The following is a 20,605-nucleotide window of genomic DNA, read 5'->3' on the forward strand; positions in this document are numbered from 1 at the left end:
CGACAAAACTGTTCGTGAGCATTACGCTCTCGGTGGAGAGGCGATCGAGGTTTGGAGTATGCGCGTACGTATTGCCGTAACACCCGAGCGACCACGGCGCCTGATCGTCTGTGTACACGAAGAGGATATTGGGACGAGCGTGGCGCGCGCGGCCATGGGCGCACGCCACGCTCGAAGTTCCCGCCAACGTGGATACGGCCAACGAATTTCGAATGAATTCTCGTCTGCTCTGTATCCGGCGGCTCATACATCTACCCTCCTGAACGGCGGGCTGTCTGCGTTCCGGTTCCTATATGGACTTGACCGACTCCCAAGAACCCTTCTTCGCGGATGCGAGTACCGCATCGCACACGTATTGCGTCTCCAGCGCTTCGCGGAACGTCGGCGAAGCGGGTTCGCCCTTGCTCAAGCCTTCAAGGAAGTCGGCGATCTGATGCACGAAGCTGTGCTCATAGCCGATCTGCAGACCCGGCACCCACCACTTGTCCATGTACGGCATGTCGCCGTCGGTTACGTGAATGGAGCGCCACCCGCGAACGATGGACTCGTCGCGGTGATCGAACCAGTTCAGGCGGTGCAGGTCGTGCAAGTCCCACTGGATCGACGCGTGCTCGCCGTTGATTTCAAACGTGTACAGAGCCTTGTGGCCGCGCGCATATCGCGTGGCTTCAAAGGTCGCCAGCGAACCGTTCTGGAAGCGGGCCAGGAACGCGCACGCATCGTCGATACTGACAGCTTGCTTCTTGCCGGTTTCCTGATGGACACGCTCCTTGATAAAGGTCTCCGTCATGGCAGAGACATCCTTCATGGAACCGTTGAGCCACAGTGCCGTGTCGATGCAGTGAGCCAGAAGATCGCCCGTAACACCGCTGCCGGCAGCCGCCGCATCCAGGCGCCAGAGGGCATTTCCGCCCTGCGGCAAATCCGCGGAAATGGTCCAGTCCTGCAAGAAGACTGCACGGTAATGGAAGATTCGGCCAAGCCGGCCCTGGTCGATGAGTTGTTTCGCCAAAGTCACCGCGGGAATACGGCGATAGTTGTACGAAACCATATTCGGGACGCCCGCTTTTTCGACGGTCTTGACCATTTCTTCGCCTTGCGGACCGTTCAAAGCAAGGGGTTTCTCGCAGATTACCATCTTTCCGGCTTCAGCGGCCCCGATAGCGATGTCGTGATGAAGATTGTTGGGGGCGCAAATCTCGATCAGATCGATGTCCTTGCGTTCGACCAGCTTGCGCCAATCCGTCTCGATCGATTCGTAACCCCAACGATCCGCGAACGCCTGCGTCTTGTCCGCTTCCGGAGCGCACGCCGCCTTCAGGACCGGCTGATACTCCAAATCGAAAAAGTGATTCACTTTGCAGTGAGCGTTTGTGTGTGTCCGGGCCATGAACCCATACCCGATCATCCCCACATTCAGCTTCTTCTTGGCCATGTTCTAGACTCCCTCCCTTTTACCGTAAAACGCGCAAACGGCAGTATGTACCTAATGGCTGTATCTCTGCCCGATGCACTTGTACTTCACCTGTTGACTCTCGATATCCTCGGAATAGCCCGTTGGGAATCGAATGCTACTACCAACCGTGTGCGTCCCGCACCTTCAGCATGGCCGCCAAAATGCTGTTCCACGTTTCCGGCTTCATCATAGTCGCGTTCGGGAACATGCAACCGTCCCAACACACATGCTGGAACGCTTTGGTCGGCTGGCCATCTGCTCCGCGCAACCAATACCCCGCATACTTCGCGATGTCGAGCTTGCCGTTTGGATCGGTGGGCAGGCAGTGGCGGCCGGTCTTGTCGTGCGAACCCGATCCGAATACCGTCGCATCGTTCTGGGCGATGTGGAAATCGATCGTCCAAGGACGCAACGCGTCGGTCAGCGTCTTCATTGCAGCGTCGAGATTCGCCTCGTCTTTCCAGTCGTATCCGGCGGGTAGAATCGCGTCTTCCGGCGCGTTCACACCCAGCGTGTAGAGCAGCGTGTGGGCCATGTCCGCCTGGAATCCGAGCGTCTTCGGCCGGTCAACCATCTCCAGCAGCTTGAGCATTTCCTTCCACGAATGCATCCCGCCCCAGCAGACTTCGCCTTCAGCGGCCAACCGCTCACCGTGATCCTCGGCAATGGTGCACGCTTCGCGGAATGTATCGGCGATCTTTTTGGTGTTCCCTGCCGGGTCGGCCGCCCAATCCGCTACACCGCACGCCGAATCAACGCGGATGACGCCGTATGGGCGCGCACCCAACTCGCGCAACTGCTTGCCGATACCACAAGCCTTGCGCACTTGCTCCAGAAACTTGCCGCGCTCGGCCGCATCGCCGATGGTCGAGCCGCCGCCTGTTGCGCCCCACACCGGAGCCACCAGCGAACCAATGGCGAGGCCCTTCGACTTGAACGTATCGGCCAGCTTCTTCAGGCCGCCGGCATCAATGTCGATGCTGATGTGCGGGTCCGACAGAAATAAATCCATTCCGTCAAACTTCACGCCATCTACTTCGGCATTCGCCGTCAACTCGATCATCTTGTCCAGCCCAATGGGCGGTTCCGAATCGCTTCCCTTACCGACCAGACCCGGCCATGCGGCGTTGTGAAGCTTTGGAAACTTAATTTTCAGAGGGTTCATCGCTTCTCTCCTTTAGCAAATGAATCGCAGAACAAGAACCAATCCGGAAAGTTGAAGTTAGGAAACAGTCTGCTGCCGAAGAGGTTGGGGCAACCTATTCCTCGATAATGATGGCCATAAGATTCGTGAATATGACTTCTGATCACAAATCCCCCCTATACAGCGGTGCAACCTGAAGCCAAGCCGCGCCGTTGCTAAGCCTCGAACTCAAGTCCGCGCAGAATCCTGTCAACAATAGAAGAGAAACAGCAACTTAAGGATTCAGTGATCTAATCATTTCATTTTGGTGGTACTTGACTCAAGGTCAAAGTTTCGACTCAATGGGACAACTTAGCGTTATTGGAATTGATCGAGCTACGGAGGCCTGCAATTAGCTTGTCCAAAGTCCTGTCTTGTGGCCGCCACAATTTTGCAGACTCCAACAAGAATAGAGCATCCTCAGACTCTCCCATAGAAGTCAGGATGCCTGACTTACATACAGCGACATCAACGTATGCTTCGGGCTCCGCACTAGCACCACGGCCAAGTAGTTCATCGCACTTTTCCAGAGCTTGATTCGTGTAGTCTTTGCGTGTCGCTTCATCTAACCCTGACTCCAAACTGTAGCTCTTCAATGCTTCTGCACAATACACCAGTGTCCAAGGATCTTCAGGATTTTGCTGTGCAGCTGCCTCAAAATCTGAAATAGCCTTTAGCGGCTCATTGTCGGACAGATAGACTTGACCTCGAGCGGTTAAGAGTTTTGCCAAGCCTGTGTCCTTGGCTCCATCTCTGTTCGTTGACCGCGAGTTGATCTCGGGTTCAAGTATGCTTAGTGCAGCTTCGCTGTTGGCGCTCAAACTTTCGAACTCAGCTGCCATGCACATAGCGTCTATATCATGCGCGTCCCTTACCAATAGCCTATTTATCCTTTCGGTTGCTGTAGCACCCCGCCCTTCTTCCCAATCCACGCGCGCGAGTCGAAGCAGAATACTGCGGTCGTCCGGATAGCGACTCAGTCCAGCTTCCCAGATACGTGCGGCTGATTTGGAATCGCCTGCATTAAAGGCAAGGGTTCCAGCTTCTGCAAAGACGTTAGCCGACTGATTGTCTGCAAGTGCACACAAAGCATATGTAGCAGCCTTTTCAGAAAGTTGCCGCAAGTAGTCTATTCTCTCTCTTTGCGCCTTCAGCCGAACTTGAGAAGTCTCTATTTCAGCTAGAATCTTCCGTGAACCGGCCATGACATTCTCAAAATCCTCTCTCGCGGTCGAAATCTTCTCATCCGATTCCCTTGCCGTCTCCGATGCCTTAGTCGCAACTGCTAGTACTTCACTCGAATTGGTGAGAATATTCGTAATACTGGCGTTAGCCTCAGCTACTGTTTGATCCAGTTTTGTGGCTTGATCTGCAACCACCTTCGTCGTGTCTTCAACGAGTCGGTGCACTTCAGTCCACTGATACCCCGTAACCGCAAGAAATACAGCACCTACCACTGCCGCAATACCTGTGTTAATGCGGGGCCAAAACTTTATCTTGCGCTCCAAGTCCCTCTGCAAACTCTGACGGCTCCCTTTCAGGATATCTAGGTCCACGCGTAGCTGATCAACAGATGCAGACTGTTTCTCCAGCAGACATGCAACTACACTAGAAACAGAGTCTGACGGCAAAGTCCCCCCCAACACTCTATCTACTCTCTCGCTGAGTGCTTTAACTGAATCCAGAACATCTTGGGAATTCACGTCCATGATAGCTCTCCTTTCAAGGCTAAGCCGCAATGTGACGGTCCAGGTCTTGTTCTAATCAGCGGCGGCAACACGCGCATCGCACCGAACAACAATCTAGCGACATTGCCTAATCGTAGTTATGTATTTATCGAAAACTACAATACGCAATCGCATCTAATTGAATTGGAAAAGGGAATTGCCAACGGTACGCTCAAGTGGTCCAAACGTAGTGCTCGACAGAAGAATAGTGTCGCGGTTTCGAATTGAGACAGATGCATGCACAGCACTAATGTGATGAGTGCATTATCTCACTCACAGAAGAAAAGGTCAATATGCCCCTGAAAAGTCAGGGAGATAGTACCGCAGGCATTGCCATGTTCAAGATGTTGCTTTTCCTCGGCTTGACAAGGCAAAGACATAAGACAGACAGACTCACGGTGTTCCGCCGTTTTGCTGGGAATCCTCCGTAGCTAGTCCGTTTTCCCCTTCAACCAGCTTCTGCTCCCGACCCGTGCAACAAGCTAGAATCTTAATCATCATCTGCTAGACATTCCTTGCATGAACAATCGTGTGCGTGACATGCAACCAAGAAAACGAGCCTTTCCCAAAGATATAGTGCCCAATACTGCATGGAACCCACTTCTGGAAAGATCCGGAATCTATATGCAAAAACCTCGACAATCTTACCACGCGAAGGCTCAACGCCAAGATAGATATGCTGCTCAGGAAGGGGGGCACCCGGCCACCTGTGATCTATATGACATGCTACGCGCTCGGGCAATACCCTTCCCAGTTCCAAATAGTGGAGTCCACGGACTATCTTCCAAATGACTCTTCGCACTCGGTCACCGTCGAACCGCTTAGCCACAATTCCGGGAGGTAGCTCCATCTCGGGGAGATTGCGATCCCACTCACCCAGAACCCGCCTGAGTAGACCAGTGTTCTTATTCTCGCGATACGACTTGAAGAGTTCATTCAATCGTGAGAATGCCGCCGGTGAGTCCATAATCGATGGCAATAGAGCAGCGACAAGGTACCCTTCGTCATCCTTGTACGCCAAATTGCACTTCGCGTGACATGGGACAGTATCGAATTGTTGAGAGGAAGTCTTGCGTATTTGTGTGGCGAAGAACTGCTTTGGCGGCACATGATCCCTGCTTCGATCCTTCCCAAGGACCCCTCCGCACAGGTAGCATATTTTGCCAGAGTTGGCCACAGCACGACTACCTACCCAATTCCTAATCTCATCTTCGCATTGAGCCAAAGTCGGCCCGTTCAGAACAAACAACAATGCAGGTTAGCGTAGTTCCCAAAAGTGATGAATCAATTGGATATCACATGACCCGTGGAAATCGACTTTTTACTCGCGGAATCTTGGATGCTGCTTCTCCGATCGCTCGAATTCGATACGTAATCGCATCTCGGAGGACCTCGTCCTTGTCGAAGTCTTCTCTCTTAACTTCTTTCACTCGCTCCGCGATTCTAGTGGCTGCGTCTGGTACGTGCCCGGGCAAAATGGAGTCATCTTTCTTCATCACACGCGCTCGTACTGGACAATAGCACTGCTTAAGATTTCATCCTTCAGACGAGGAAGCAAGTATTCAGGATATACGATATCAACGTAGTGCCCGCCAAAAACTCCCGAGAGTTCTTCGCCGATATCGACAATTTCCCAACCCGGCGTATGACCCGGTTCAAATTCGACAAGCACATCCACGTCGCTATCAGGACGAAAATCCTCGCGAAGGACACTCCCGAATACTGATAGTTTTGCGATGTGCCAGCGCTTGCACGTTGCCGCGAGCTGCTCCCTAGAAAAGTCTAGTGCAGTTCTCGGCATCAGTCTCCTCCTCCACGCAACCACCACTCCGTCAACCTCAACGGATTCTGTTCTCTCGACGGCCGCATCAAGCCACAGCTCACAATGTGCGCTTTCTTGCCTTCGCAGCTTTCGGCAACAGGCCACGAATCTCCCGCCGAACCCGTTTTGCCACGGCTACTGCCTTGCGCGCCTCGCCAAGTGGAATCTCGTCCCAACCCGGGTAGCGAGCGCTTGTGGCATAATCGGTCAAACGATCCTGCCACATCCGATCAAGATGAGGCCGCGATTCTATGGGGAGTATCTCCATTAGAACCCTGATATTGTGCGTCTTTGCGAATGCCAAACCCCGCACCGTCAACAACGCCTTGGTGTACTTCTCGATGCACTGCTGCGCATGAAAACAAGTCGTGTCGGTCGGACATTCGCTCGCTGCTCTCAAAGCCATTTCCGCGGTCTTCAAATCGTTTTCGGCTTTCGCTATCCATTCGCGCGCGACAGCTACAGACGCGTCAGACTCGACCATAAAGGACTTTCCCTTCATGAGAAGCCGGCCATTCGATCGTGCCTACGACATCCTTCCTCCAACGGTAGTCTTCTGGACTCGTCACAATCACGTCCACCGGTCCCGAGTTGTCGGGTATGATCCCTCGAAGCGCCACTTGTTTCTCACGCTTCGATCCTTTGAAGGACATCACAACGAGCAAATCGATGTCGCTGTCGGGTCCAGCTTCTCCTCGAGCATGTGAGCCAAAGAGAATCACTTGCTCCGGATGAAACTCATCCACAATCCGGCGCACTATCTTCTGGATAACTGCGTTTGCTGATCGCTTTGCCAATTGCACGCACCCCTCGGTGAGGCAGGGTCTCCTGACCCTGCCTCAACCATCTAATGCTTATTTCTTGTAGTCGCCTACATTCGGCGCGTTCGGATTCGCATCCGGCCCGAAGTAGCGCAGGAGCACCAGCGGACACTCCTTGCCAAGGTTCTCGACGGTGTATCCGGCCTTGGCGGCGTCGGCAGAGATATAGACTTCGTCTTCGGTCATCTCGCCGTAGCGAATCATCTGCGGACATTCGAGCGCTAACTTGCCAATGCGGCCACGCCCTTGGTTTACGATAACGCCGGATGCACCGTTGTCCTTAATCGTGACCTTCGCGCCCGGCGCAACGGTGAGTTCCTTCGCCGTGAACTTCTGTTCGCCCTTGACGCGTCCGTATACGACCCACTTGTCGACATAGCCCGCGCCCGCCGTGTCGCCGTCGGCGATGGGTTCCAGGTAGTGGTTGTCTTTGAAGTGCGTATCGACGTTCGATTCCCAATCGAGCTGATTCACGATGAACTCAAGGTCGTAGTGTTTCTCCTTGGGAATGTCCTTCACCAAAAGGTCGTACCACACTTCGCGGCCTTCCACCAGCGACTGGAACATCGAGAACACGTCGCTGCCCCACTGCGGTTCGTAGGTGAGCAGAGAACCCGGCGCGTGCAGGATGCACGGACCGACCAACCAACCCGTGCCCGGCTTCAAACGATAGGCTTTCGAATAATCCAGAATGCCGTTGTCGCCGCAGTTCCATTTCTCAAGGCACTTGATGACGTCGTCTTTCGTGGTGCCCGGCTCAAGTCCGAAGTAGGTGTGCGGGAAATTGTTGCCGATGGCGTTCAACTGCGGCGGGAAATAGTACGCTTCGGGTTTGCCGTCGCGACCGACGAGTTCCGCCTGCTCCTGGCTCTGGTGATGATGGTGGGGGATAGGCCCCATGTTGTCGAAGAACTTCGAGTAGACCGGCCAGCGCTTGTACTTGTTCCAGATCTCGGAGCCGATGATATCCGCGCCCAGATTCTCAACGGCGTCGCGCAGCGTAAACCGGGCTCCCTCGTGATGGACATAGCTCAGACCTTCATCCGGCGGCGCGCCCGCGTTGTCGGCTGCCGTGGTCGATGCGAACCACCGTTCGTCAATGCCGCCACGGTCTTTCCCCAACGCATAGTAATCCTCGGGATGCAGCTTCAACCGGCGGCCCGGCTGCAAGAATGACCGAGGCACCCACGTTGGCGCCAACCGCAAAATACCTTCTCCAGCGTCCAACGCCGCCCGTGCTGCCTTACCGACCTTATCCCCTGTAAGCGTTTGCATGCTGAACTCCTTCTGCTCCGTGTGTGCTTGGATTCGAGCCGCCTCTGCGCATCCCGGCCGATTGCCCTGCGATGGCCCCGCGCACCTCAAGCGCCCGATACGGGTCGTATGGTAGCGCAAGAAGCGATGGAGAACAATGCCCAGTGTTTGCATTCGGTTTCGGTACGACGGCTATAATCGGACCTCTTTGCTCAACGTTTGCTGCGCGCGGCGACTGGAGACCGAATCCCTGTGTTTAGCGAACCATGTTCTTGGCGTGGAGCCGAAGGTTTGGCCGAAATTCGCGCTGCCCTGGCAACGCACGTGCCAGAGGACGAGACTCTCGCTCCCGATGTACGTCAAGCTGCGGTTGCCATGGCACTGCGTGTGGGGCCCTCTGGCGATGTTGAGGCTCTGTTCATGAAACGCTGCGAACACCCGCTGGACCCCTGGTCCGGTCAAATGGCGTTCCCCGGCGGACGGCGCGATTCCACGGATGAAACGCTCGAGGCCGTGGCGCGCAGGGAGACGCTGGAAGAAGTGGGGCTATTGCTTCCCCGCGAATCGTGCATGGGCCGCCTTGCAACCCTGTACGGAGGCCGACTCACGGAGCAGAATCTCAGTGTCACCCCGTTCATCTACGAGACAGAAGGGAAGGACCCGCTTACACACAATCATGAAGTCGCCGCAACCGTGTGGATACCGCTATCGCACTTTGCGGACACGGCGAACATACGCGAGTATTTCTTTCCCCCGGACCCACTTCGAAGGGCATTTCCTTCGTTTGAATTTGGCCCGTACACGATTTGGGGCCTGACTCACCGAATCATCGCAGGCTTCATGGCCATCATGGGCACAGAACTACCCGTAGAGCCGTTCTCCAAGTAATGCCAACCTGCTAAGCGTATTTCGCCATCTCGGCTTCGAGTATCCGCTTGAACGCGGCGTAGTGCGCGTCGGTCAACGGACGGGGAGGCTCATAAGCAGGTGACGCCATCTCGCGGTGTTCCAAAGGAACAGGGAATCCCTTCTCGGTGGCGTACCTCTTGAGAAACGCAACGGGCGACTCACTCTCTTCGCAGAGCATATTTACCGAGCGCTGGGCCGCAATGGCGCCTTGCCGGTCGCCTGCGTCAAACCGATCCTGCACGGCGCAGATGATGGCGGGATTGATGGTGCAGCCCTGTCCGATACAGGCCGTCGCGCCGGCGTACAGGTTCGCGAGAAACGAGGTTTCGGAGCCGGCGATAAAAGCAAAATCTTTTCCGGCAATCGCGCAGCAAATATTCAACGTGTAGCGGACGTCGTCCGTAGATATCTTGATTCCCATGACATTGGGCATGTCCGCCAGCCGCGCCGCCGTGTCCATGGTCACACAATACTCAGGCTTTGTCTTTGGTGGCTGGTAAAGGAAGATTGGAAGCTTCACGGCGTTGTTGATGGCCTCGAAGTATTCGACGAGCACGTCCGCGTACGTTTTGCCGTCCGTTGGCACAATCGCCTCCGGCATCGTGTACACGACACCGGCCGCGCCCTGGTCGGCAGCGTATTGCCCCAGTTCAATGGACTGCGCCAGGAAGACCTTGGGGTCGGGTCTCTTGTCGTAGTTGCGATCCCACTCGCCCGCGCAACCAACGATCACCGGCCCGACATTGCGAAGGTGGTCGCAAGCGAGGGCCGCGATACGCTTCACTTCGTCGAAGGAAAACGCATACATCTGCCCCATGCCCGAACGCACGAAATAGGCGCTGATACACCCGGATTGGGCAAGAAAGTCCAGCAGATTGCGCTGACCCTGCTCGTCGAATTGCTTGTCCGCATTCCACGCGGTGAATACATTGGAGATCGGACCACGTACATACTTCGGAACCATCGTATCTGCCTACTTTCCTTTGGGTTTAACGCTGCTGCCGGGAGGGCGCAGCTTCGGAACCTGTCCTTTTCGCAGCGTGTCACGCTTAGGACCAGGACGCTGAGTCTTCATGGGCCGGTATCGTATCATCAACAGGAAGAACACGACGACCATCGCAACTTCGAAATAAAACACCCATCCGGGCTTATACAATTCGGTGTCCCAGAAATTGACCAGCGGGGTCTGCCATCCTGGATCGACCCGTTCGTCCGCGCGCCACTTCATTTGGGATTCGACGCGGAACCATCGGATCACACTCATGAGGAAGTGCATGACAATGTGGAAGATGGTGGAGTAGACGCAAAGCTCGATTGCCCATTGGATCGCCGGCACGGCAACACGGCGAAACACATAGACGAAGGGCAGCAATAACACGAGAAGGATGGTATACCCCATCCAGTTTTCCTGTAAGTGGGCGATAAACGCTTCCATACCGGCCCTCCAATACCCTCCCCAATGCGCCGGATTGTAGCACCGAGATCCGGCGTCTGCAACGCGAGCAGATTTCTCGTGCAGCACGTCTCGGTGAACCAGGCGATATGGCACCGCATTCGACTTTCTGGTACAACGATATCGTCGAAATTTCCAGTGAGGATACGCAGGGCTGCGTTGCGCGAGGATACCGATCCGAGTCAATCGGCGGGAGAAGACCATGACTGAGCCACAACTGGATCGTTGGAGCCGACGACAGTATCTTAAGATGATGGGGTTGGGAGCAGGGCTCCTCGCGCTGCCAATGGAGATGGAGGCTCTTGCTGCCACCTCAAGCGCGCGTCCCAACATTGTTCTGATTCTAGCCGACGACCTGGGCTACGAATGCCTCGGAGCGAACGGCGGAACAAGTTACCAGACGCCTGTCCTCGATGGACTTGCCGCCACGGGCACACGCTTCTCTCAGTGCTATGCACAGCCGCTTTGCACCCCGACTCGCGTTCAGTTAATGACCGGTCTTTCCAATGCGAGGAATTACATCAAGTTCGGGCTGATGGATCCCGAGGCCGTCACCTTTGCCAATTTGTTGAAGGCTTCCGGATATGCCACGTGCATAACCGGGAAATGGCAACTCGGCCGAGATGTGAGTCTGCCCAAAAGGTTCGGCTTTGACGAGAGCTATCTGTGGCAACACACACGCCGGCCACCGCGCTACGCCAACCCCGGCCTGGAAATCAATGGGGTCGAGAAGGACTATACAGAAGGCGAATATGGACCTGACCTGATCAATGATTTCGCGCTCGACTTCATTACTCGGAAGAAAGACGGACCCTTCTTTCTCTATTACCCGATGACGCTCACCCACGCTCCGTACCTGCCAACGCCCGACAGCAAGGATTGGGATCCAAAAGCACAAGGGGAAGAAGCAAACCAGAATCCGAAACATTTTGGCGACATGGTGGCCTACATGGACAAGCTAATCGGGAAACTCATCGCCCATCTCCAGGCAACGGGAGTGCGAGAAAAAACGCTTGTCCTCTTCCTGGGCGATAACGGAACCGGCAGGGGAGTTCCGTCGAAGATGGGTGACCGGGAAATTGTCGGCGCCAAAGGCACCACGAAAGTGACGGGGATGCACGTGCCCTGCATTGCCAATTGGCCTGGCACGGTCACGGCTGGCAATGTGTGTTCAGACCTCGTAGACACGACGGATTTTCTACCGACTTTCCTGGAGGCAGCCGGTGTTGCCGTCCCTGATGGCATGAGACTTGACGGCCGCAGCTTCTTTCCTCAACTGCGAGGCTTGGATGGGCATCCTCGGGACTGGATCTACTCTTGGTTTTCGCCGCGCCAGAGGGATGACCGGACCCTTCACGAGTTCGCTTTCGATAAGCGCTACAAGCTCTACCGGACCGGCGAGTTCTACGACTTGGAAAAGGACCCCCTGGAAAGTCAACCGCTTGCGGTCGATACCCTTACCGGTGCCGATGCGGCAGCGGCCAGGCAACTTCAGGAAGCCTTGGACCAGTTCAGGGACGCACGGCCGGCCAGGCTCGATCAGCCCCGGGAATGACGCTCGGTTACTCAGTCGCTCCAGCCTCTCCAAACCTTGGCCCACGGGCAGTGCCTTCGCGGGTTTAAGATGCCTTCCCGCGTCTGGTATACTCCTTTCCCAGCGACATCATCGCGGAATGCGTAAAGCCGGACAGCGGTTCTCTTTCCGGCGCGTACCCCACACGAAAACTATGTAGATCGGGAGAAGCATGGATACGTTGTACGTGAGCCGCGAAGGCCTCGAAAAAATGAAGGAAGAGCACACCAAGTGTAGGTCGCGCCGCATCGAGGTGGCCGCTATTATCGAGCATGCCCGCAGCTTCGGCGACCTCAGGGAAAACGCAGACTACCACGCCGCGAAAGAAGAGCAGGCCATGCTGCATGCCCGGATTCGCGACCTGGAGGATAAGATTGCACGCGCGGTGGTCTTGGAGGATCAGGACGTAGACCTATCAAAGGCTTACGTCGGTTCCTCTGTCAAGGTGCGCAACTGCAAGACGAAGAAGGAATCGGTTTTCGTGCTTGTTAGCCCCGTCGAAGCAGACATGGCGAATGGCAAGATCTCAATTCACTCGCCTGTCGGAGAGGCACTGTTGGGCAAGGCCGTGGGGGAGGTCGCCGTGGCGAAGGTCCCCGCCGGGAACATTGAATTTGAAGTGGTTGAGATAAGCCGGTAACCGGCCTGCGCATACCCAGGTTATATAGCAATTAGGGCATGAGGGAATGCCCGAAGTACATACACCATCGAGGAACCATGCCGAAACGCAACGACATACGTAAAGTCTTCATCATCGGGTCCGGCCCCATCGTCATTGGACAGGCCTGCGAGTTCGACTATTCGGGTACTCAAGCCTGCAAAGCCTTGCGAGAAGAAGGCTACGAGGTCGTGCTGGCCAACAGCAACCCGGCCACGATCATGACCGATCCCGAGACTGCGGACCGCACCTATATCGAGCCACTTACCGTCGATACGTTGGAGCGGATCATCGAGCGGGAACGTCCCGATGCCCTGCTGCCGACTGTCGGCGGCCAGACTGCCCTCAATCTCGCCGTGGAACTGGCGGAGTCCGGCATCCTCGACAAGTACGGCGTTACGCTGATTGGTGCGAAGCTGGAAGCCATCAAGAAGGCGGAAGACCGCGGCCAGTTCAAGCAAGCCATGATTGATTGCGGGTTGGAGGTACCCAAGAGCCTCGTCGTCCATTCGCTGGATGAAGCGCGCGGTTTCGGTGCGGAGGTCGGCTACAAGGCCATCATCCGGCCCGCTTTCACCCTCGGCGGTTCCGGCGCGGGCGTCTCCTTTAACAAGGAAGAGTTTGAGAAGGCCGTGAAATGGGGTCTCGAAGCAAGCCCCGTCACCGAGGTCCTTGTCGAAGAGTCCGTGCTCGGCTGGAAAGAGTACGAATTGGAGGTCATGCGCGACCTCAACGACAACGTGGTGATCATCTGCTCCATCGAGAATTTCGACCCCATGGGCGTTCACACCGGCGACAGCATCACCGTCGCACCCGCGCAGACACTCACCGATAAGGAGTACCAACTCCTGCGCGATGCGTCGATCCGGGTCATTCGAGAAATTGGCGTCGAAACGGGCGGCTCAAACATTCAGTTTGCGGTAGATCCGCAAACAGGGCGTTTGGTCGTCATCGAGATGAATCCTCGCGTGTCGCGCAGCTCGGCCTTGGCCTCGAAAGCGACCGGTTTCCCCATAGCAAAAATCGCCGCGAAGCTGGCCATCGGCTACAGCCTCGACGAAATTCCCAACGACATCACGCGCGAGACACCCGCCTCGTTCGAACCGACCATCGACTACTGCGTCACGAAAGTGCCCCGCTGGGCCTTCGAGAAGTTCCCGGGAGCCAGTAACCAGCTCACGGTTCAAATGAAGAGCGTCGGCGAGGTCATGAGCATTGGCCGCACCTTCAAGGAATCGCTGCAAAAGGCCATGCGTTCCCTGGAAATCGGCCGCTTCGGCCTCGGTGTGGACGGAAAAGACAAGACGTTGACGGGCGGAGAGCCCGATTCGCGCGAAGAACTGGACGCGCTGTTGAAGTACATTCGCACCGCGGTTCCTGACCGCATCCTTCGCATCGCGCAGGCCTTCCGCGCGGGCGCGACGGTTGAGCACGTGTACGAGATGACGATGATCGATCCGTGGTTCCTCCGGAACATTGAGGAGATCGTCGCCGAAGAGCGTGCGCTACGCACTGCCAACCCTGACTGCCCAGCCACGCTCCGGCGCGCGAAGGAATTCGGGTTCTCCGATAACCAGCTTGGTTTCATGTGGGGCAAGGACCCGCTGGAAGTCCGCGCGTTACGGAAGAAGCATGGCGTAATTCCGACGTATAAACTCGTGGATACTTGCGCCGCTGAATTTGAAGCGTACACACCCTATTACTATTCAACATATGGCGATGAAGACGAAGTACGGCCGACTACAAAAGAGAAGATTGTCATTCTAGGCGGCGGTCCCAATCGTATCGGCCAGGGTATCGAATTCGACTACTGCTGCGTGCACGCCGCGTTTGCGCTCAAGGACGATGGCTACGAAACCATCATGGTCAACAGCAATCCTGAAACCGTCTCCACCGACTACGACACCTCGGATCGACTCTATTTCGAACCGGTTACGATTGAAGACGTGCTCAACATTTGCGATCGCGAGAAGCCCAAAGGTGTGATCGTTCAATTCGGCGGACAGACTCCGCTCAACTTGGCTATGGGACTCCACAAAGCGGGTGTACCGATCATTGGCACCTCCCCCGAAAGCATCTTCCGCGCGGAAGACCGTAAAGCATTCCGCGAATTGGTCTTGAAATTGGACCTCCTCCAGCCCGAGAACGAAACCGCAACCTCGGTCGAAGAGGCCATCGCAATTGCCGAACGCATCGGGTATCCCGTCGTGGTGCGCCCGTCGTTCGTGCTGGGTGGCCGCGCCATGGAAATCGTATACGAGCGTTCATCGCTTGAACGCTACATGGCCAACGCCGTGGAAGCTTCGCCGGAGCGTCCTGTCCTCATTGACAAGTTCATCGAAGCAGCTATTGAGATCGATGTCGATGCGTTAGCGGACGGACAAGACGTTATCGTTGCTGGAATCATGCAGCACATTGAAGAGGCCGGTGTGCATTCCGGCGACAGCGCCTGTATCTTGCCGCCGTATCAACTCGATCCGGACATCGTTGAGCGCATTCGTGTCCAAACGCGCGCGCTCGCGCGAGAACTGAATGTCGTCGGATTGATGAACATTCAATTCGCGGTCAGCGACGACAAAATCTTTCTGCTTGAAGTCAATCCTCGCGCATCGAGAACCGTGCCCTTCGTAAGCAAAGCGACCGGAATACCTCTGGCGAAAATTGCCGCGCGCGTCATGGCTGGAAAGACCTTGCGCGAATTGGGTATCACCGAAGATCCGGAGCCCAAATTTGTAAGTGCGAAAGAAGTCGTCCTTCCTTTCATCAAGTTCCCAGGTGTCGACATTCTCCTCGGGCCGGAAATGCGAAGCACCGGCGAAGTCATGGGCATCGACTACACAATGGGCATGGCCTACGCAAAGAGCCAAGTCGCGGCAGGCAATCGCGTTCCTACTGAGGGAACAGTTTTCCTGAGTCTGAACAACCGCGACAAGGTTCTAATGGGCACGCTGGGTAAAGAATTGTGCGAACTCGGATTCCGCATTCTCGCGACGGAAGGCACGGCTAAGATTCTGCAGGCACAGGGACTCAACGTGGAAGTCGTGTTTAAGGTGGGGGAGAGCCGCCCCAACGTTGTCGATCGAATCATCAACGGCGATGTGGATTGGATCATCAATACCCCGATGGGCACAGACTCGAAGTACGATGAACGCGCCATCCGCCGCACGGCACTCGAACGCGGCCTCCCGACGATGACCACGCTCGCGGCAGCGCGTGCAGCGGTACTCGGCATTCGTGCAATGCGTAACGGTGCGGGGACCGTGCGCTCCCTGCAAGAGTATCATGCAGAGTTAGACTCACCGGCTGCGCTTGCCCAAAAATAGGGACAGCTCAGACAAAGGACAGTTCCGTTGAACCATACGGCGTGCGGGCGTTTATATGTCGTGGCCACGCCCATCGGCAATCTGGAAGACATCAGTTTGCGCGCCTTGGGCGTTCTCAAATCCGTCGCACTCATCGCAGCGGAAGACACGCGCCATTCCAAGAAACTCCTCAATCACTTCTCCATCGACACGCCGCTCACCAGTTACCACGAGCACAACGAGTCCGAGAAGGCGCAGGAGCTCATCCAGGAAGTGTTGAACGGACGGGACGTGGCGCTGATTAGCGATGCGGGCACCCCGTGCATCTCCGATCCCGGCTATCGCTTGGTTCGCGCGGCGCATGAGGCAGGGATTTGCGTGGTATCTGTTCCTGGTCCGTGTGCCGTTTCGGCAGCTCTCTCCATTTCCGGGCTGCCCACGGATCGCTTCACCTTCCACGGTTTCTTTCCCAGGAAGAACTCCGAGTCCGCCAACCTGTTGCAGTCGCTCGACGATTTGCCCGGTACGCATGTCTTCTACGAATCTCCGAACAGACTGAAGAAGGCTCTGGAGGGTGTGGCAAAGCACCTGCCCGAAGTCGAAGTTCGCGTTGCCCGTGAGTTGACAAAGACGTTTGAGGAGCTTCTACTCGGTTCCGCTCAGGAAATCCTGGACCGCATTGGAACCGCGGAGGTGAAGGGAGAATGCGTCCTGCTTCTGTCGGTTCCAAGCCGCACATCGCGCGAAACGGAGAAATCGCCCGAAGAGCTGCGCGCCCTTGTGGAAGAGCTGATGCGCGCACAGAACTTGTCTCGCCGCGACGCAGTCCGTCGTGTTGCGGCGAATTTAGGAATCTCGCGCAATGAAGTATACTCCGCGGCGGTAACGGACGAATGAAAAAGCTAGAATCCAGCAACCTTTCGCTCACGCTTCTTGTCGAGCGTGTTGGGCTTTGGGCGCGCTACCTCGTCTATGTAGTGATGTCGACCGCCTTCTTCCTCGGTTTTGTGACGGGCAACATCCGAGACTTCATTGTCCTTACTGTCGTTGTTCTTCTTCACAACACCTTCGCGCATTCGGTCTTTCTGCTTAAGCGCTATTCCGCCTTCTCCGGCAAATTGAACTTCTTTATCTATCTTGCCGAAGCCACTCTCATCACCCATTTCTCGGGCCGAGAATCCAGCGATGCATACATCGCTTTTCACCTGCTCCTCATCGGTCTTAGCGCCCACACGCGCCGTGCCCGCACCACCGCGCTCGCGACGTTCCTATGCATGGTCGCTTATTCCGGGGTCGTCGTCTTGGAGTGGTATCGAATCGGACTGGCCCTGCCGTGGGGTGTCATCCTGTTTAAGACCTTAAGCATCGGTATTTGCGGCTGGCTGGTCGCCCAATTGATGCAACGATTTGGCTCTATCGAAGCCACTGTGCGTCGTCAGGCCGAAGATCTGGCCGCGTCCGAAAACATGCTCCGCACCATACTCGATTGCGCGGGCGAGCCCATCCTCGTCTTCGACGATCAGGAGTTCATCACGGAAGCCAACGACCAGGCTGCCGCATTTTTAGCCGTCGCTCGCGAGAAACTTCTGGGAAACCGTATTCGAGCGTACCTGTTCGACGACGGTACGCTTCCGCACAAGTTTGCGAGTCTTCGTGCGCGCGGTGAAGCCCAAACCGAGGAGGTCGTTGTGGACGCGCACGGCGAGGAGCGATCCGTAGACATCGTCTACCGTTCGTTCATGCGCGAAGGCAAACGGTACTACGTGGCCTTGCTTCACGACATCACGGACAGGAAAAATCTGCAAGAGACTACCCGACTGGCAAACCAGCGCTTGGAGCGTCTCAATGCGGAATTGCGTCAGATCGACCGAATGAAGGGGGACTTTCTGGCGTCCATCTCTCAGAATTTGCGCTCACCGCTATCCGCCGTATCCGGTTTTGTGGAAATGCTGCTTGAAGAGGAACTGGGAGAGCTGAATCCCGATCAGCGCAAGGCGCTTCAGACCTGCCGCAGAGGCATCATTCGCGCGTTCAAACTTGTTGATGAGGCGCTGGACTTGCATCGCCTTGAGACCAAGCGCGCACAGAACCGAAGTGATTCGGCGGCCCCGGCGGAATCCGGAAGCGTGCCGCCTCACATCATGCCGTAAGGATCAAGATCGACTTTCACCGCACATTTTCCCTTGTCGGGAGAAGCGTCAAATGCGTCCCGTACCGCGCGCGTAAGTTGATTCAAACGCTTTGTACTCTTCGAAAGTAGTCCCACGCTCCAACGGTATTTGCGCTTCAAGCGCCGCAACGTCGCGGGAGCCGGCCCCAACAACTCGATTCCCGCGAATCCCAACTCCTCGATCTTGGCACGCGCCGTCTTGCCAATTCGTATGGCCGTCCGGTAGGTCTCTTCCGGGTCTTCGCCCTCGACCATGATGCACGCCATGCGGCGGAGCGGGGGATAGAGCGCGCTTTCGCGCGTGACCATTTCGCGCTCGTAGAACGCGGCGAAATCATGCTTTGCCGCCGCTTGCACCGCATAGTGATTCGGGCGATACGACTGTATCAGCACCAGACCAGGCCGGTCTCCGCGGCCAGCGCGCCCCGCCACTTGCGTCAACAACTGGAACGTTGTCTCCGACGCACGGAAATCGGGAAACGACAGGCCTGTATCGGCATTAACGACGCCCACCAACGTCACACCTGGATAGTCGTGTCCCTTGGCGATCATCTGAGTGCCAATCAGAATATCGATCTCACCGGCGGCCAAACGTCCCAGAATGTGCGCGTGCGCTCCCTTGCTGGACGTCGTATCCGCATCCATGCGCTCAACCCGCGCCTCGGGAAACGAACGAAGTAGATAGTCCTCTATCTTCTGTGTGCCGGTCCCGAGATGAAGCAGTGGTTTGAAGCCGCACGCGTCGCATACTTGAGGAGACTCGCGGCGGTAGCCACAGTAGTGGCAGCAGAGAAATGAACCTTGCGCGTGATACGTCAGACTGACGTTGCAGTCCGTGCACTCGGCGACCCAACCGCAGGATGGACACAGGACGTAAGGCGAAAAGCCACGGCGATTGAGCAGCAACAAGACCTGGTCGCCCGACTTGATACGCGCGGCGATTTCCTCTTCCAGACGGCGCGACAGCATCACGTTGACGCCAATGTCGCGCGTCTCCACACGCATATCAATAATCTCCACGCGTGGGAGTTCCGCCGCGGCCGCGCGCCGCTTCAACTCCAGCCGAACCGATTTGCCTGTCTGAGAGTTGTGATACGATTCGACGGAAGGTGTCGCAGACCCGAGCAGACACACTGCGTTGTTCATCTTGGCGCGCATGATGGCGACATCGCGCGCATGATAGCGAGGCGATTCGTTTTGCTTGTACGAGTTGTCGTGTTCTTCATCCACGACCAGGATCCCGAGATTCGGAAGCGGCGCAAACACCGCCGATCGCGCACCCACAACAATCCGCACCTCGCCGCGTTGGGCGCGCCGCCATTCGTCGTAACGTTCACCAGGCCCCAAGCCGCTATGAAGCACGGCAACATCGGTCTGGTATCGCGCTTTGAATCGTCCGACCGTTTGCGGTGTCAGCGAAATCTCCGGCACAAGGATGATGGCGGCTTTGCCCAGACTCAGCGCGCGCTCGATAGCTTGAAGATAGACTTCCGTCTTGCCCGAGCCTGTGATTCCTTGAAGCAAGAACGTCTGAAAACGATTTGCCTCCAGTTCGGCGACAATTGCCTCATAAGCCGCCCGTTGTTCCGGATTAAGCGCGTGCTTTCTGCTCGAACCCGCCGCGCCCACTTCGTCCGGGGTGCGATAGACGTCCTTCTCGATCAGCGTCACAAGGCCTTTGGACGCAAGTTGTCGAAGCACCGTCGCACTGGTCTCATGCTTCGCGCACGCAAGCGCCGCGCGCTGCTCCACTCCCCCGTGCAACAAGTCCAAGTACACGGCCGCCTGTTTTGGGGCGCGCCGCTGAAGCACCTCCAGATCGCCGGACGAGAGGACGGCGCGCTCGACTATCTTCACCCACGTCTCCGTGAGCGCATTCACCGCCGGCGCGGCTGCAACAGGCTCCGCCTCAAGAATCCCTCGGCCCACCAACGCCTTCAACGTGTTGCTTAATGCCACCGGCCCGACGGATTTCGCCAATTGCTTTTCGCTTAACGGTCCCCGCCGGTTGAGTTCCGCAACCACGGCCCGCTGCCGATCCGTAAAGCGCCCGGATGTCACCCGATCCATGCACAGCCGGTACATCATGCGCGTCCGCACCGAAATTCCCGCGGGTATGGCACTGTGAAGCGCCTCGCCCCACGAACAGCAATAGTAATCGGCCAACCAACGGCACAGTTCCATAATCTCCGGAGAAAAGACGGGGTCCGAATCAGGCAGGTCGATCAGCGGCCTCACCGACTCTACCGGCGCGATGTCGCACAGATTCACCACATA

The 20,605-nt window shown here is 56.4% G+C and carries 18 protein-coding genes; 6 read left to right on the forward strand and 12 right to left on the reverse strand.

The window, feature by feature from the left end; translation table 11 throughout:
• The 9 genes from K1Y02_16575 to K1Y02_16615 form a co-directional block, all read right to left on the reverse strand.
• The coding region (locus K1Y02_16575; GenBank protein MBX7257977.1) for a sulfatase-like hydrolase/transferase at nt 1-247 on the reverse strand (247 nt) is incomplete at its 3' end.
• 42 nt (nt 248-289) lie between these two features.
• Nucleotides 290-1,435, reverse strand: coding sequence for a Gfo/Idh/MocA family oxidoreductase (locus tag K1Y02_16580; GenBank protein ID MBX7257978.1), 1,146 nt, complete (start codon nt 1,433-1,435; stop codon nt 290-292).
• 139 nt (nt 1,436-1,574) lie between these two features.
• On the reverse strand, nt 1,575-2,621 hold the full coding sequence (locus K1Y02_16585; protein ID MBX7257979.1) for a sugar phosphate isomerase/epimerase: 1,047 nt from the start codon (nt 2,619-2,621) through the stop codon (nt 1,575-1,577).
• A gap of 317 nt (nt 2,622-2,938) precedes the next feature.
• Nucleotides 2,939-4,348, reverse strand: coding sequence for a hypothetical protein (locus tag K1Y02_16590; protein MBX7257980.1), 1,410 nt, complete (start codon nt 4,346-4,348; stop codon nt 2,939-2,941).
• Between the two features lie 1,313 nt (nt 4,349-5,661).
• Entirely contained in the window at nt 5,662-5,796 is a 135-nt protein-coding gene (locus K1Y02_16595) for a hypothetical protein (GenBank protein MBX7257981.1), read from the reverse strand.
• Nucleotides 5,797-5,861: 65 nt separating this feature from the next.
• On the reverse strand, nt 5,862-6,167 hold the full coding sequence (locus K1Y02_16600; GenBank protein ID MBX7257982.1) for a nucleotidyltransferase domain-containing protein: 306 nt from the start codon (nt 6,165-6,167) through the stop codon (nt 5,862-5,864).
• A 79-nt stretch (nt 6,168-6,246) separates the two neighbouring features.
• Entirely contained in the window at nt 6,247-6,672 is a 426-nt protein-coding gene (locus tag K1Y02_16605) for a HEPN domain-containing protein (protein ID MBX7257983.1), read from the reverse strand.
• The gene (locus tag K1Y02_16610; GenBank protein MBX7257984.1) at nt 6,659-6,985 is read right to left on the reverse strand and encodes a nucleotidyltransferase domain-containing protein; all 327 of its coding nucleotides are present in this window, start codon (nt 6,983-6,985) and stop codon (nt 6,659-6,661) included. The genes K1Y02_16605 and K1Y02_16610 overlap by 14 nt, the downstream gene beginning before the upstream one ends.
• 57 nt (nt 6,986-7,042) lie before the next feature.
• Nucleotides 7,043-8,284, reverse strand: coding sequence for a hypothetical protein (locus K1Y02_16615; protein ID MBX7257985.1), 1,242 nt, complete (start codon nt 8,282-8,284; stop codon nt 7,043-7,045).
• 270 nt (nt 8,285-8,554) lie between these two features.
• Between K1Y02_16615 and K1Y02_16620 the strand changes: the two genes are divergently transcribed.
• Nucleotides 8,555-9,151 carry a CoA pyrophosphatase gene (locus tag K1Y02_16620; protein MBX7257986.1) on the forward strand — a complete coding sequence of 199 codons (597 nt, stop codon included), beginning with the start codon at nt 8,555-8,557 and terminating at the stop codon, nt 9,149-9,151.
• A 10-nt stretch (nt 9,152-9,161) separates the two neighbouring features.
• On the opposite strand, the gene K1Y02_16625 is transcribed toward K1Y02_16620, so the two are convergent.
• Together K1Y02_16625 and K1Y02_16630 are read right to left on the reverse strand one after the other, a co-directional pair.
• On the reverse strand, nt 9,162-10,136 hold the full coding sequence (locus K1Y02_16625) for a dihydrodipicolinate synthase family protein (GenBank protein MBX7257987.1): 975 nt from the start codon (nt 10,134-10,136) through the stop codon (nt 9,162-9,164).
• Between the two features lie 9 nt (nt 10,137-10,145).
• A complete protein-coding gene (locus tag K1Y02_16630; protein MBX7257988.1) occupies nt 10,146-10,607 on the reverse strand; it encodes a hypothetical protein in 462 nt (153 codons plus the stop codon).
• Nucleotides 10,608-10,911: 304 nt separating this feature from the next.
• Between K1Y02_16630 and K1Y02_16635 the strand changes: the two genes are divergently transcribed.
• The 5 genes from K1Y02_16635 to K1Y02_16655 all read left to right on the forward strand — a co-directional run bounded on the left by K1Y02_16635 (nt 10,912) and on the right by K1Y02_16655 (nt 18,308).
• A complete protein-coding gene (locus K1Y02_16635) occupies nt 10,912-12,180 on the forward strand; it encodes a sulfatase-like hydrolase/transferase (GenBank protein MBX7257989.1) in 1,269 nt (422 codons plus the stop codon).
• Nucleotides 12,181-12,370: 190 nt separating this feature from the next.
• The gene (gene greA, locus K1Y02_16640) at nt 12,371-12,838 is read left to right on the forward strand and encodes a transcription elongation factor GreA (protein MBX7257990.1); all 468 of its coding nucleotides are present in this window, start codon (nt 12,371-12,373) and stop codon (nt 12,836-12,838) included.
• Nucleotides 12,839-12,915: 77 nt separating this feature from the next.
• Nucleotides 12,916-16,179 (forward strand): carbamoyl-phosphate synthase large subunit, encoded by a 3,264-nt coding sequence (gene carB, locus K1Y02_16645; GenBank protein ID MBX7257991.1) that lies wholly within the window; start codon nt 12,916-12,918, stop codon nt 16,177-16,179.
• Nucleotides 16,180-16,239: 60 nt separating this feature from the next.
• Nucleotides 16,240-17,055: a 16S rRNA (cytidine(1402)-2'-O)-methyltransferase gene (gene rsmI, locus K1Y02_16650; GenBank protein MBX7257992.1), complete on the forward strand. Its 816-nt coding sequence runs from the start codon at nt 16,240-16,242 to the stop codon at nt 17,053-17,055.
• Complete coding sequence (locus tag K1Y02_16655; GenBank protein ID MBX7257993.1) at nt 17,052-18,308, forward strand: PAS domain S-box protein; 1,257 nt, start codon at nt 17,052-17,054, stop codon at nt 18,306-18,308. Before rsmI ends, K1Y02_16655 begins: the two co-directional genes overlap by 4 nt.
• On the opposite strand, the gene priA is transcribed toward K1Y02_16655, so the two are convergent.
• A partial coding sequence (priA, locus tag K1Y02_16660; GenBank protein ID MBX7257994.1) for a primosomal protein N' occupies nt 18,293-20,605 on the reverse strand: 2,313 nt, incomplete at its 5' end. The two genes, K1Y02_16655 and priA, sit on opposite strands and share 16 nt — an antisense overlap.

The organism is Candidatus Hydrogenedentota bacterium, from assembly GCA_019695095.1.
In the GTDB taxonomy this organism is placed as follows: domain Bacteria; phylum Hydrogenedentota; class Hydrogenedentia; order Hydrogenedentales; family SLHB01; genus JAIBAQ01.